Genomic DNA, 14,269 nt, shown 5'->3' with positions numbered 1-14,269 from the left:
TTTACCATGATAATACAAGAACATTTTCCCCTTAAAAAACACAATACTTTTCACTTTGATATATATGCCGATTATTTTTCGGCACCACAAAACGAAGAGGAAATAATTGAGGTTTTAAGCAATGTTAGATTCAAGGCCCTCCCTCTTTTTGTATTAGGAGCCGGCAGCAACGTGCTTTTCAAGTCAGATTTCAAAGGGCTGGTTGTTAAACCGAATATTCAGGTGATCAATATCATAGACGAAAACACACATAGCATTTGGGTGGAGGCTGGTGCAGGTGTCGATTGGGACAGTTTTGTGGCATGGAGTGTTGAAAAAGGATACTTTGGCATTGAAAATCTATCCCTGATACCGGGCAACGTTGGGGCTAGCCCGGTGCAAAACATTGGTGCCTATGGTGTGGAAATAATGGATGTGATTACCCAGGTAAATGGCATATACCTGGACACACTGGAACCATTCAGCTTTAAAAATAGAGAATGTAAATTTTCATACAGAAACAGTATTTTTAAAAATACCTTAAAAGGAAAAACCATCATTACATCGGTTCAATTTTTATTGCACAAGCAAGGTGAATTAAAAACCGATTATCGTGGTGTAAAAGAAGAGCTGGAAAAGCTGGGCGAAGTCAATCTATCTAATGTAAGAAAAGCGGTTATCAATATCAGGGAATCCAAACTACCCGACCCCGAAGCTGCCGGAAATGCCGGAAGTTTCTTCAAAAACCCGGTGGTTGAAAAGCAAATCGCCGATAAGCTTCTTTCAGCTTATCCTAACGCTCCCTATTATAAGGTTGATGATCAATACACAAAAATTCCGGCTGGTTGGATGATTGAACAAAGTGGTTGGAAAGGCAAGGCAATGGGCAATGCAGCAGTTCACGACAAACAAGCCTTAGTGCTTATCAATAAAACCGGGGAAGCTAACGGCAATGAAATTCTTGCCCTCGCCGCTGAGATTCAGAAATCAGTAAAAGATAAATTTGGCATCGACATCGAAAAAGAAGTTAACGTGGTTTAGTCCATCATCCGAGATCTGACCATATGCATTATGCGTCTTATCAGGCTTAGTTTGATTTTCTTTCAGTCAACAAAAGTCCTTTACTCGAGAACCTCTCTGGACGAAATGGTTTTTAATAATGTTCAGATTTTGTTAATCGAATGGGCATTTAGATGAAGTCTGATGACAATGATGGGAATATTTTTGGCTGGCTATTCCTTCTTTACCCAATCAACCCCCTTCTTCAGCAAATCCATTGTTTGCTGTTCCGGTGAATTTACTTTAGGTAGATGACTATATTCCCATTGTGCCATAGGCGGCATGCTGACCAGGATGGATTCCGTGTTTCCTCCTGATTCTAAACCGAACTTGGTACCACGGTCGTATACGAGGTTATATTCCACATAGCGTCCTCTGCGCAAAGCTTGCCATTGTTTATTGGATTCGTCGAAAGGAGTATTGCGCTTTTTATCCATAATATCGCAATAAATCTGTGGGTAGGCTTTCGCCAGATCGACAGTAAAGCTCAAGAAGTTAGCCAGTCCATCAACTCCCCCAGGTTGAATACGGTCGAAAAAGATTCCCCCTATACCGCGCGTTTCGTTTCGGTGTCTGATAAAGAAATAATTATCCGCCCAGGCTTTATAGTCGGGATAATAGTTTTTTCCGTATTTATCGCAGATATCTTTTAAAGTATGATGAAACCACGCTGCTTCCGCTTTATCCACATAATGCGGCGTTAGATCAATACCTCCACCAAACCAGTACACACCATTATCCAGCTCAAAGTAGCGCACGTTCATATGGATGATAGGCACAAACGGGTTATAGGGATGAATAATGGAAGAGATGCCCGTTGCGGAATATCGATTGGCCTTCATACCTAAAATAGTTTTCATCCTATCGGTAAATTCCCCTTCCACATGCGAAAAATTAAGCCCGGCCTTTTCTATCACATTACCATCTTTCATCACGCAAGTCAAGCCCGAACCTATTTCTTTTGTCCATGGTATCTGTCGAAACACACCTTTGCCATCGCCCTCCTCCAGTTGGCGACACATTTGTTGCTGTAATGGTTTGTAAATGGATGCTATTCGCGAAGTATGTATCATGCGACAGGCGTTATTGAGATAGAAATTTGAGATATCAAATCTTTTTAAAGGTTTTGAACTTTAGAAAACGTATTGTAGCTAGGCGCTTTCTTCTGCTTTCTTCTTTTTGCGAACAAAACGCCCAAAACTCTTTTTCTGGAAATTATAGAAAAACCGAAACTGACCGAAAACAAACCCAAATACCAACAATAAGATTTGATAGGCCGGTAATATGGTCAAAATATACATGGGTATTTTAATCCACAGGGAGGTATCGGCATCAATCCCCAACAAATCGAAGATTATTTTTTTTACATATACCGCCGCACTTCCCGTCACCGAGAATACGATCAGGATAATGATGATCTGCCAGTTGGAGTGGATACCCCATCGTGTTTTTAGTTTTTCCAACATATGTTTATCCTCGAATAATTGTTAATAACAAACTACTTCGCCACACTGTTTTACCCGGGTTCTTCGTTTCTCGTGGACCCTACCTTTTCCAGTCGGTTTGTTTTATCCAATCGGCCAGGAACTTAGCGTTATCGTATGGGATATCAGGCAAAAAGCCGTGCCCCAGGTTGATAATCCAATCCCGGTTTTTGCTGCCAAAGTTGATATACCTGTTTAAAGTAGCTTCAATAGTGTTCTGATCGGCATACAGTAATCTTGGATCTATATTTCCTTGCAAGCCAATATTTTTATCTACCATCTTTCTGGCCACCTCTATGGGCGTTTGCCAATCGATGCTTAAATAGTCACACATATCAGGTGTTACCTCTGCGATCCCTGTTCCCAGATCTTTGGGAAAATAAATAAAAGGAATACCTTCCTCCCTAACCGCCGCCGCTATCTTTTTCACCGATGGAACAAACAGCTCCTTGTACAACTCAAATGGGAGCAGGCCGCCATGTGTTTCGAACAGCTGAAAAACCTTGATGCCCTGTTTTATCTGTCCTTTGGCATAGATGATGGACAACTCGGTGATGGCATCCACCAACTTTTTTACCGTCTCTTTATGCTGATAGATAAAGGTGGTGGCCAACGGAAAATCCTTGCTTCGACCAATTCCCTGCAGCATATAACAAAGCACGGTTAATGGCGCCCCGCAAAAACCGATCAATGGAATATGAGTGGGCTTTGTGGCTATGATTTGTTGGATGACCTCGTAAATATAATTGAGCTTATCCGGATCGGGATTTAAAGCTTCCACAGGGTTATCCCGTGCCACCAGCGGAACCTCAAATTCAGGGCCTCTATCGGTAAATTCCAGTCCCATTCCCATGGCGTAGGGGATCACCAAAATATCGGAGAACAAAATGGCGGCATCAACTCCCAAATCATCCACAGGCAGCAAGGTTACCTTGGCTCCCAGTTCAGGTTTTTGCATCATTTCCCAAAAAGAATGTTTCTCTTTGAGTTTCATGTAAGATGGCAAAACCCTGCCTGCCTGTCGCATAAACCAAAATGGCGGTCGTTCCGTTTGTTCTCCCGCAAGGGTTTTCAATAAAATCGAGTCGTTCATGTATTTAGGTTACTTGTCCCACAGTATTGCGGGAGTAGATAAGAGACTTTGAATCAAAGACTTTAAAACTTATTTCAACTGTTTTAAAGCTTCAAAGCTCTTATCAATAGTTGTCTGTAAATCTTCATTGGTGTGGGCTATGGATACGAAACCCGCTTCAAATTGGGATGGAGCCGCATAAATACCGCTTTCCAATCCAAGCCTAAAGTATTGGGCGAATAATTCCGTATCACACTTCATCACATCGGAGAAGTTGTTCACCTCGGCTTCATTTGTGAAAAACAATGTAAACATTGAACCCACCCTATTGATGACTCCGGGAAAATTTAAGTCATCCATATTCTTTTGAAGTCCATCTGCTAAAAAGGCAGCTTTTTCTTCCAGGCGATCATAAAAACCTTCTGTTTCGTTCAGAATTTTTAAGGTGGTTAATCCGGCTGCCATGGCCATTGGGTTTCCCGATAGGGTTCCTGCCTGATAAACAGGCCCATTGGGTGCCAGCATATCCATAATTTCCTTTTTACCCCCATAAGCACCAACGGGCAATCCTCCCCCGATAATCTTACCCAAGGTGGTTAAATCAGGAGTGATGCCCAATAGTTCCTGGGCACCACCTTTGGCCACCCTGAACCCCGTCATAACCTCATCGAATATTAACAAGGCACCATTATCAGTACAGGCTTTTCGAACACCTTTAATAAATTCATCACTGGGTTTGATGACGCCCATATTTCCCGTAACAGGCTCGATAATTACAGCGGCAATCCGGTCCTTATATTCAGAGAAAAGATGCAGGACGGAATCCAAATTATTATAACCGGCCGTCAGGGTATCGCTGGCAGTTCCCCTGGTTACTCCCGGCGAATTGGGTGTGCCCAGGGTTAACGCCCCTGAACCGGCTTTAATCAAAAAGCTGTCGCCATGCCCGTGATAACACCCTTCGAATTTGATGACCAAATCGCGTTGGGTATAACCACGTGCCAAACGAAGGGCGCTCATGGTGGCTTCGGTTCCCGAGTTTACCATTCGGACGCTTTCAATGGAAGGAACCATCGCACAAATCAGGTTTGCCATTTCGGTTTCCATTAGAGTAGGTGCCCCAAAACTGGTTCCGTTGATAGCTGTGTGATGCAAGGCATTCACCACATCGGCATGTGTGTGCCCCAGGATCATTGGTCCCCACGAGCCAACATAATCGATATACTCATTGTCATCAATATCTGTTATTCTTGCACCGATGGCTTTTTTTATAAATAGAGGATTACCTCCCACTGAATTAAAAGCTCTCACAGGTGAATTAACACCGCCCGGGATATGTTTTACCGCCTCCTGGTAAGCAGATTTGCTATTTTGTATATTCATGATAGATTTTTAGATAAAAGATAAACACAAAGTCTATTATCCTTTATCAAACTAACTTTATTAATTTTCAACGAACATTCACTTAGTATATTTAATACAGATCATGATACGTCGGTTTTATTCTTTTGATTTATTCTCAATTCTCTACCTTATTTTCTCAGTGTCCATCTCTATAATTTTTCAACAACATCCTGTGTATGATAGGATATAATGATATCAGAGCCAGCTCGTTTAATAGAGGTTAAAATCTCCAAGGTGATTCTATCCTCGTCTATCCAACCTTTTTCGGCAGCTGCTTTTACCATTGAAAACTCACCACTCACATTGTAAGCACATACCGGCATATTAAATTCAGTTTTCACCCGGTTGATAATGTCCAGGTAACTTAATGCAGGCTTTACCATTACAATATCCGCCCCCTCAATAATATCCTGTTCCACTTCGCGGACGGCCTCGTTGCTGTTCGCGGGATCCATCTGATAGGTGGCACGGTTTCCAAATTGTGGTGCACTCTCGGCCGCATCGCGAAACGGGCCATAAAAGGCAGAGGCATACTTGGCAGAATAAGCCATAATGGGCATGTTGGTAAATTTATTCTCGTCCAACGCCTGTCTTATAAAACCTACACGACCGTCCATCATATCGCTTGGAGCAATCATATCAACACCTGCATGCGCCAGCGAAACCGATTGTTTTCCCAATGTAATTAAGGTAGAATCGTTATCCACATCACCATCTATAATCGTTCCGCAATGGCCGTGTGTGGTATATTCACAGTTACAAACATCGGCAATCACAAAAAGTTCGGGCAATTCTTTTTTAATGGCTCTGGTGGCTTGTTGTACAATTCCATTTTCCTCGCAAGCCACCAAACCATGTTCGTCCTTATGTTCCGGAATTCCAAACAGCAAGACCGATTGCACACCCTTACCGTAAAGCTCCTTGCACTTTTCAACCAGCATATCTACCGAAAGCTGATGATTACCCGGCATGGAGTTAATCGGATTCTGCACTCGTTTTCCTGGACGCACGAACAAAGGCATGATTAAATCGTTTCTTGTCAGCTGAGTTTCACGAATCATATTACGGGAAACTTCTGTTTTTCTTAGTCTTCGCAGTCTTGTTATTGGGAAAGCCATAATTATATTTGTTTTATTTGTTATAAGCTAGTGACTACAGGCTAGTAGCTACAGGCTTCTGTAATATTTCAAAATAGCCTCGGCAATTCCCTTTGAACTGGGTTCATCGGCAACAGCCAGGGGTTTAACACCGTGCCTCTCCACCTCGGATGCGGTAGTACGCCCAATACAAACCACCTTTAAATCCTTTGCCTCCAATAATCTGAATAAATTTTTAAAAGCAGAAGGACTGGTCAATACAATCATATCATATTGTTGCTGTTTAATCTTTTGGAGTAATTTACTGTCAATTTTATCAGGTAATTCATTTTTATAAAGGTTTACCCGGGTTACTTGCGCAACTGCACCCGCTTTTTTCATCAGATTATTGGGAGATATGTAACCTGTTGCCCAAATTAGGTGGGCTTTTTTTCCGGAAAGGTATTTTACTAATTTACGGGCAAACTCTTCTCCTGTTTTTGCGTTGGCATCAAAATCAATCTTTAAACCTTTTCTACGAATCAACGCTGATGTTTTATAACCAATGGAAGCTATCTTAAATGTAGCTATGATTTTTTCGAAATGTTGATGCTTGCTGATTTTTTGGTAGAAAAACTCAAACCCGTAGGCACTGGTAAAAGCGATATGCGTATAATGGCAGTAGTTAGCCAAAATATCCTTACATACCTCGTCGCATTCCAGCTCTGACAATTCAATCATTGGAAACTCAAGCAATTCGGCACCATGTTGTTTTAGCAAATCTCTTAACTCATTGGATTTACCTGGTGGTCGAGTGGAAATAAAACACCTACCTTTAAGTGATACGGTAGTTTTTTTTTGAGGTGAGTCAACCATTGCTACGTATATCTTTTAAAATTTCCTTTGCGCCCTTCTCCACTAATTTCTCCGCAAGCTTTTCTCCTAGCATCCCGGCATTTTCCGCTTTATCCGTCAAGGTTTCTTTTAGATAATTGTCTCCGTTTAATGAAGAAACAAATCCCGTCAAGGTGATTTCCCCGTTCCGTGAAGTACTATAGGCTCCAACGGGCACCTGACACCCTCCCTCCAGGCTTCTCATAAAGGCTCTTTCGGCAGTGACCGCTTGCTGGGTAGGCATATGATTGATCCGTTGCAACACGTTGTTTACGCCACTATCTCCTGCGCGCGTTTCTACTGCTATAGCTCCCTGTGCCACTGCAGGAATAAACTCAGCAGGTTCCAAAACTTCGGTAATGTATTTATCAAGCCCCAGCCTTTTTAGTCCGGCAGCAGCCATTATCATGGCGTCACAGTATCCGTCCTCCATTTTTTGAAGCCGTGTATTCACATTTCCCCGGATATCCACTATGGTAAAATCAGCATTTACTTTTTTTAGTCCGGCAATTCTTCGAAGACTGGAGGTGGCAATCGTATGATCACCGGTCAGCTCACGCAGTTTTAGTCCACCTTTGCTTACTAAGGCATCTCTGAAATCAGCACGTTCCAAAACAGCCCCAATCGTAAATTCTTGTGGCAATTCAGTAGGTAAATCTTTTAAACTATGAACCGCCAAATCAATTTCCTTACACAACAAGGCTACTTCCAATTCTTTTGTAAAAAGCCCTTTGTCTCCGATTTTCGACAGCGCTACATCCAGAATTTTATCCCCTTTGGTTTTTATAATTTTTATTTCCACAGTCAGATCAGGACATTGATTCTCCAACTCCTGCTTGACTTTATTGGCTTGATAAAGTGCTAATCGACTTCCTCTGGTACCAATAATTATTTTGTCAGACTCCATATAGGTTTATTGCGCGTGAGTGATTTGTAAGGTACGTATGCAAAATTTATAATGCCTTGTTGTTTCATGAGAGAAATATTACCCATAAATACAAATTATGTATTAAATTATTTTGCCCATTAACTTGAATTAAACCAAAACAGTGTTACCGGTATAATTTTATAGATATATGTTGTTTTGGTTTGTTTAAGTTAGGTATCAAATTTAAATAAATGGTTGATATCCTCCAATGATTGGGTCGAACTACCATTATCGGTGAGTTCCTTCAGGTTTTTTATAAAATACCTAACATATTTCTGTGTGAGCAAACCTGTTAACTTTTCCAATTGATCGCAGGTATCATCCCCCAAGCAACGGCGGTATTCGGCCAGTTCGCTTTTGGTTAATTCCTGCATGTTGGTTGTAATTGTGTTAATAACAGGCCTGAGCGACCGGCTGTTTAACCAGGCCATTGATTCATCTACCAGTTCATCGATGATGATTTCCGCTTTTTCGAGACTTTGTTCGCGCATATCTTTATGCTCATCCAAAATGCTCTGCAGATTATCCACCGAGTAGAGTTCTGCCCCTTTAACTTCTGCCACCTCCATGTCAATATTTCGCGGAACAGACAAGTCAACAAACAACTGCTTTTTCCCGTTTCTCAGATCTGATGCAATTTCCACATCTTCTTTTTCTATCAGGTACTTGCCTGCATCTGTTGCCGTTATAACAATATCAACTTTATATAGTTGATCCTTGTAATTACCGAACAGTACGGGCTTAATATTGTTTTTCTCGGCTACATCCAGCGCTTTTTTATCGGTACGGTTGGTCACATAAATATCATCTACACCACGTTTTAATAGACCCCGAATCGACAACTCGCCTGTTTCGCCGGCACCAACTACCAACACACTTTTATTCTTGATATTATCGAACTCCCTGCTGCATAAATCAATTCCCACATAGCCAATGGAAGTTGCTCCTTGCTGAATGGCAGTCTCGGTACGCACCCTTTTGCTACATTCAAAAGATTTTTGGAATAATCGCATTAAAACCGCGTCAGTCAGGTTGGCTTCGGTGCTGTACAAATAGCATTTTTTCATCTGGCTCACAATTTGGTTTTCACCAATTACCATTGAATCAACCCCCGATATTACTTTAAAAAGATGGTTGATAGCTTCCGATTGTGAGAAGTGATAGAAATGTTGGTTATAGTTTTTTTCTATGCCCAGGAATAGATGAAGCTTTTTTAACAACGCCAACTTCAGTTCGGATACATCCGATTGATGATGCGAATAATATATTTCCGTACGATTGCAGGTAGCCACAACTACCACTCCGGCAATATCCTGGTTCAGTAGAATATTCTCTGAAAGTGGAATGATATCGTCTTGAGCAATTGAAAATAAATCTCTGATATCCAGAGAAGCTGTTTTATGGTTTACACCAAGTACACCTATCATTTAATTGTTTTTTTTAATGATACTTTCTTGTGCTAATTATTAGTGTCATAAGAAATTGAATCCTTACGCTGATATCTAAAAAAATTAGACAGAAAACGGTGGCGGGCGGGAAGCTATCTGTAAAGAAAACTTAATATCGCAATATAAAGTGCAGAAATGTTCTTTGCCCTTTAAAGCATTCTTAAAAATATGATAATCGTATTTTAATTTGGACTGTGCTTCTGTTTCAATTAACGTTTCTTCTTGATGTTGATTCCAGCAATAACAATCATTTTGCTGCGAATATTCAGGATTAGAAGAAGATTCCTTATAATTAATTTCCTTGGGAGCGGCTTCTGCCAGTTTACAATCATTTTTCTTACAATTTAAGGCATATGCCCCAAAGCCGAAGATATATACTGCAGCCAGCAACAAATACATTACATGTGTAGAAAAAATCCCGATTAAAACCACAACTGAAATTAAAGGTTAACGACCCAAAAGTAATACTTACAATTGAGAATATCAACGATAATACAATTCTAGACGTGTTTTGTTTTGTTGATTCCTGATTTTATCGGCAAGCGACACCATAAATGAAACAGAAAGAGCGAATGTGATGACATTCGCTCTTTACGGAATCTATGTAACAACACTAATCTTCTAATTTGTTCAGCATTCTAATTTTCTCTTGTAACAGCTTGGCATTGCGTTTCCCATTTTCAATTTTATGCTGAAAATCTTTAATGAGCGAATCTGAATTTTTGCTTTTTGCAAAGAAGCCGATATTGTTTTCCCAAACAATAATATCGTTCTCCAATTGCTTTAGCTTGGTCATCAGCTTATGTCTCTCTTGCGAAACTTTATCATCCTGATGATCGGAGTGTTTTATATTCTCTAGCCTGTTTCTGAACTTTTGCACATTTCTGTGGTACTCGTCCATATTCAGTGCATCAAAATGCTTGTTTATTTCGTTACGAAACTCTTGGTTCACATTATCTTTTAACTTGAACGGCACATGCCCTATCTCAGAAAATTTACGCTGGTAATCCTGAAGCATATTAAATGTATCCTCGTTATCCTCAAGGTTTTTAAAACCTTTAATTTCTTCTATGAGCGCCATTTTCTTCTTTAAGTTCTCTTCTTGTGATTCATCGATCTTATTGAAGAATTTGGATTTATTGTCGAAGAACGCATCACAAGCCGTTCTAAACCTATGCCAAATAGCATCCGACTGACGGCGAGGCACTGGCCCGATTTGTTTCCATTCTTTCTGTATTCTTATGTATTCCTCGGTAGTCTTTCTCCAATCGGTGCTGTCCTTCATGGCCTCGGCCTTTTCACACAGTTCCGTTTTCTGGATTAAATGTTGTTGCTGCTCGTTTTTATACGACTTAAAAAACGCTCTCTTATTCTCGAAGAATTTATCGCAAGCACTTCTAAAACGCTCATAAATAGCGTTATTATCCTTTTTAGGTGCAAAACCAATCGTTTTCCAGGTTTGTTGAAGTTCGATCAGCTTCTTGCTCTTCCCCTCCCACTCTTTTGGCGAATGCGCCTCCTCCTTTACAATTTCCTCGGCTTTTTCGCACAAAGCGGTCTTCTGCTTCAAGTTCTCTTTCAACTGATCTTTTAATCCTTCGAAATATTCCTGATGTTTTTGGTTTATTTTTGTTGTTGCCGCTTTAAAACGCTCCCACAACTCGTCCTTTTTCTCCTTAGGAACAGGACCTATTTCACGCCATCTGTCGTGGTATTTTTGCAATGTCTTAAAACTGTTCACCACAGCTGTTTCTTCCAATAACGCCTCCGCTTTTTCACAAAGCTCGGTTTTCAGTACCAGGTTCTTTTTAAGATCGAGGTCACGAAGTTCCTTATTTATTTTAACGTAATTGTAAAAATTCTCGATATGCAAGTTATAAGTATCCCAAACATCCCTAACCTTGTTTTGGGGAATAGATCCTATATCGTGAAATTTTTGCTGAAGCATCTTAAACTCGTTAAACGTTTCATTCAACGATTCCTGACGGTTGATCAAGTTTTTAATAGCCTCGATAACTTCCATCTTGGCTTCCAGGTTTTTCTCCTTCTGGGTGTCGAGCTTATGCATGTAAGCTGCCTTCTTGTATCTGAAATCCTTCAGCAACTCTTTCATCTCCACCTCAAACGCATCTACCGGTGGCGCAAAATTTTCTTCGACTTCGCCTGATTCAAGAAACCGTGCCTTAAGTTCTTCGACTTCTTCGTTAAACAGCTTATAAAATACAGACTTTATGTCCTCCACTTCCTCCCTGATCGTGGGAACATCAAATATTTTATTAATATGTCTTAACCTATTTACCAGCTGCTCGCGATTCAAAGTAGACAAATCCACCTTTTCGAGTACGGGTTTTGCCTCTTCCTCTTCACTCTTTTCCGGTTCAACTTTTTCCGATTCAGCTTTCGTTTCTACCGCTTCTCCCTCCTCACCGGAAGTCGCCTCTGCATTAACTTCCACAGCCTCTTGGGACTTCGGTGTTAGATCGGTATCTTTCCCTTTGATTGGAGTCTCGGCAGTTACTTCCCCGGCAGGTACAATGGTTGAGCTTTCTTTTTCCGGTTCAACTTTTTCCGGTTCAACTTTCGTTTCTACAGTTTTTCCCTCCTCACCGGAAGTCGCCTCTGCTTTAATTTCCTCAGCCTCTTGCGACTTCGGTGTTAGATCGATATCTTTCCCTTTGATTGGAGTCTCGGCAGTTACTTCCTCGGCAGGTACAATGGTTGAGCTTTCTTTTTCCGGTTGAGTCTTTTCCACTTCATCAGTATTTACCGTTTCAGGCGCAACTTTATCCTGGCTTTCATCCTCTAAACCCTCATTTCTTTCAGCAACGGACTCAGCTGCTGATTCAGGAACTGTTTGCTTCTCTTCCGAAAATACTTTCTCTACCTTCTCGGCTTCTGCCGTATCTATCTTATCCGACTCTTCCACAACCGGCTCTTCGGTATCTGTTTTATTTATTGTAACCTGCTCGCTATCCTTTTCCGTGGATTCTGGCTCAACTACAGATTCTTCAGGTGTTTCTGTATTAGAAGAAGTCTCCTCTTTTTTTACTTCCGAATTTGGATTGGTTTTACTCAAATCTTTTTCTTCGTTGCCAGTTTTATTTAGATCATTAGCTTCCATCAGCATTTAAGTTCTTGGTACATCAAATTCATTTGCACATGCAAATAAATAATTGATTTAATTTATAGTACGAATATATCATATATACATAAAATGTCAAATTTTTTCCGTCAATTAATACATGTGGCTTACGTATTTTTGGGCTTGCTGCGGTTAAAAGCAAAAAGTATGAAATGTTTACTTTGTATTTAACTATATTTGTACACCAAACATATAACGATGCGAATTGACATATTAACTTTGTTTCCCGACATGTTTCAAGGTCCGTTTAGTGAATCTATTATTAAAAGGGCACAAGAAAAAGGCTCTGTCGAAATCCATTGCCACAACATTAGAGACTACTCAACCAACAAGCACAAAAAAGTTGACGACTATGCCTTTAGCGGTGGTGCCGGAATGGTCATGAGCATTGAGCCAATAGCCATTTTGATAGAAAAACTAAAGGCAGAACGCGAATACGACGAAATTATTTATACTACTCCGGATGGTAAAACCTTAAATCAAGGCATCTCCAATCAGCTATCACTTACCGGTAATTTGATGATATTATGCGGACACTACAAAGGTGTTGATCAAAGAGTCAGGGATCATTACATTACCCTGGAACTATCTATTGGTGATTATGTGTTAACAGGAGGCGAACTGGCTGCGGCGGTTATTGCAGATTCAGTAATCAGGCTGATACCTGGTGTAATCTCTGACGAGACCTCCGCCCTTACTGACTCCTTTCAGGATAACCTGTTGGCCCCTCCGGTTTACACGCGCCCTGCAGATTACAAAGGAATGAAGGTTCCTGAAATCCTTTTATCCGGTGACACCAAAAAAATTGAGGCCTGGAAAGAACAACAAGCATACAAAAGAACCAAACAACGCAGGCCCGACTTGTTAAAGTAAACAACAAGGCCAAATAACAAAAGCCGTAAGCGAAAAAATCACTTACGGCTTTATCATTTCATTATTCTTATTTACTTGGTAATCAAATTAATATCGTTCATTAATTGATCTTTATATGATTTACCGATTGGTATAACCTTAGATCCTGACTCTGTTTTAATCACTACCGAATTATCTTCAATCACCTTAATTTTGCTCAGGTTAACAATAAAAGAACGGTGAACCCGGACAAATTTATCAGAAGGCATTTTATCCGAGATAGCTTTCATGGTGAAGTGAATGGTGTATTTATCTCTAAACGTGTTTACTACCACATAGTTCTCCAAGGCTTCAATCCAAAGAATATCTTCATATTTAACCCTTACCAACGAAGAGTTGTTTTTTATGAATATTTCAGATGAACTTTTCGTAACATCTTCGCTTTTCTCATTCTTTTCCTTAACCTTATTGATCGCCTTTAAAAATCGAGGATATGTAACTGGCTTTAACAGATAGTCTGTCACGTTATATTCATACGATTCAAGTGCATACTTTTCTTTCGAAGAATAAATAATTACTTGGGGCAATACATTCAGCGTTTTCAAAACATCAATACCAGTCATTTCAGGCATTTCTATATCTAGGAAAAGAATATCAATTTGTTTGTTATTTTTACCGTTCAGATAGTTGATACCATCAACAGCATTTTCGTAGGTCTCAATTAGGTTAAGTTCGTCTGTTTTTTCTACAAACTCTGCAATAATCTTGGTTGATAACTTATCGTCGTCAATAATTATACAATTCATAGAGCGCTTCTTTTTTTCAAAAATAGAAAATTTAGTTTAAAGAAAAAGTTACGTGAACAATCTTTAAAGGTGAAATATACGAAAAACAATTTTAATCATCAAAAAAAACATGTTTATCCAATATC

Annotated in this window: 12 protein-coding genes; 2 read left to right on the top strand and 10 right to left on the bottom strand. The window is 40.1% G+C overall.

Annotated elements, in window-relative coordinates; all coding sequences use genetic code 11:
- The first annotated feature begins 6 nt into the window (after window positions 1-6).
- The gene (murB, locus tag ACRD64_RS09255; protein ID WP_430933036.1) at window positions 7-1,020 is read left to right on the top strand and encodes a UDP-N-acetylmuramate dehydrogenase; all 1,014 of its coding nucleotides are present in this window, start codon (window positions 7-9) and stop codon (window positions 1,018-1,020) included.
- Between the two features lie 191 nt (window positions 1,021-1,211).
- Here murB and hemF read toward each other — a convergent pair whose 3' ends face one another.
- The 9 genes from hemF to ACRD64_RS09210 all read right to left on the bottom strand — a co-directional run bounded on the left by hemF (window position 1,212) and on the right by ACRD64_RS09210 (window position 12,465).
- Complete coding sequence (gene hemF / locus ACRD64_RS09250; protein WP_430933035.1) at window positions 1,212-2,111, bottom strand: oxygen-dependent coproporphyrinogen oxidase; 900 nt, start codon at window positions 2,109-2,111, stop codon at window positions 1,212-1,214.
- 78 nt (window positions 2,112-2,189) lie between these two features.
- Window positions 2,190-2,504, bottom strand: coding sequence for a DUF6787 family protein (locus ACRD64_RS09245; protein ID WP_430933034.1), 315 nt, complete (start codon window positions 2,502-2,504; stop codon window positions 2,190-2,192).
- A gap of 79 nt (window positions 2,505-2,583) precedes the next feature.
- The gene (hemE, locus tag ACRD64_RS09240) at window positions 2,584-3,615 is read right to left on the bottom strand and encodes a uroporphyrinogen decarboxylase (RefSeq protein ID WP_430933032.1); all 1,032 of its coding nucleotides are present in this window, start codon (window positions 3,613-3,615) and stop codon (window positions 2,584-2,586) included.
- A 69-nt stretch (window positions 3,616-3,684) separates the two neighbouring features.
- Window positions 3,685-4,977 (bottom strand): glutamate-1-semialdehyde 2,1-aminomutase, encoded by a 1,293-nt coding sequence (gene hemL / locus ACRD64_RS09235; protein ID WP_430933031.1) that lies wholly within the window; start codon window positions 4,975-4,977, stop codon window positions 3,685-3,687.
- A gap of 170 nt (window positions 4,978-5,147) precedes the next feature.
- Window positions 5,148-6,116 (bottom strand): porphobilinogen synthase, encoded by a 969-nt coding sequence (gene hemB / locus ACRD64_RS09230; RefSeq protein WP_430933030.1) that lies wholly within the window; start codon window positions 6,114-6,116, stop codon window positions 5,148-5,150.
- Window positions 6,117-6,164: 48 nt separating this feature from the next.
- Window positions 6,165-6,950: a uroporphyrinogen-III synthase gene (locus ACRD64_RS09225; RefSeq protein WP_430933029.1), complete on the bottom strand. Its 786-nt coding sequence runs from the start codon at window positions 6,948-6,950 to the stop codon at window positions 6,165-6,167.
- Window positions 6,943-7,875, bottom strand: coding sequence for a hydroxymethylbilane synthase (hemC, locus tag ACRD64_RS09220; protein ID WP_430933028.1), 933 nt, complete (start codon window positions 7,873-7,875; stop codon window positions 6,943-6,945). Before hemC ends, ACRD64_RS09225 begins: the two co-directional genes overlap by 8 nt.
- Before the next feature lie 191 nt (window positions 7,876-8,066).
- Window positions 8,067-9,323, bottom strand: coding sequence for a glutamyl-tRNA reductase (hemA, locus tag ACRD64_RS09215; RefSeq protein WP_430933027.1), 1,257 nt, complete (start codon window positions 9,321-9,323; stop codon window positions 8,067-8,069).
- A gap of 634 nt (window positions 9,324-9,957) precedes the next feature.
- Window positions 9,958-12,465 carry a DUF349 domain-containing protein gene (locus tag ACRD64_RS09210; protein WP_430933026.1) on the bottom strand — a complete coding sequence of 836 codons (2,508 nt, stop codon included), beginning with the start codon at window positions 12,463-12,465 and terminating at the stop codon, window positions 9,958-9,960.
- A 219-nt stretch (window positions 12,466-12,684) separates the two neighbouring features.
- On the opposite strand from ACRD64_RS09210, the gene trmD reads away from it, so the two are divergent.
- Window positions 12,685-13,359, top strand: coding sequence for a tRNA (guanosine(37)-N1)-methyltransferase TrmD (gene trmD, locus ACRD64_RS09205; RefSeq protein ID WP_430933025.1), 675 nt, complete (start codon window positions 12,685-12,687; stop codon window positions 13,357-13,359).
- A 71-nt stretch (window positions 13,360-13,430) separates the two neighbouring features.
- On the opposite strand, the gene ACRD64_RS09200 is transcribed toward trmD, so the two are convergent.
- Complete coding sequence (locus ACRD64_RS09200) at window positions 13,431-14,144, bottom strand: LytR/AlgR family response regulator transcription factor (RefSeq protein WP_430933024.1); 714 nt, start codon at window positions 14,142-14,144, stop codon at window positions 13,431-13,433.
- Between the last annotated feature and the right edge of the window lie 125 nt (window positions 14,145-14,269).

Origin of the sequence: Saccharicrinis sp. 156 (assembly GCF_050589685.1) — a bacterium.
Taxonomy (GTDB): Bacteria; Bacteroidota; Bacteroidia; order Bacteroidales; family Marinilabiliaceae; genus Saccharicrinis.
The sequence above is the reverse complement of the archived record's forward strand: the minus strand, read 5'-3'. Positions and strand labels throughout refer to the sequence as shown.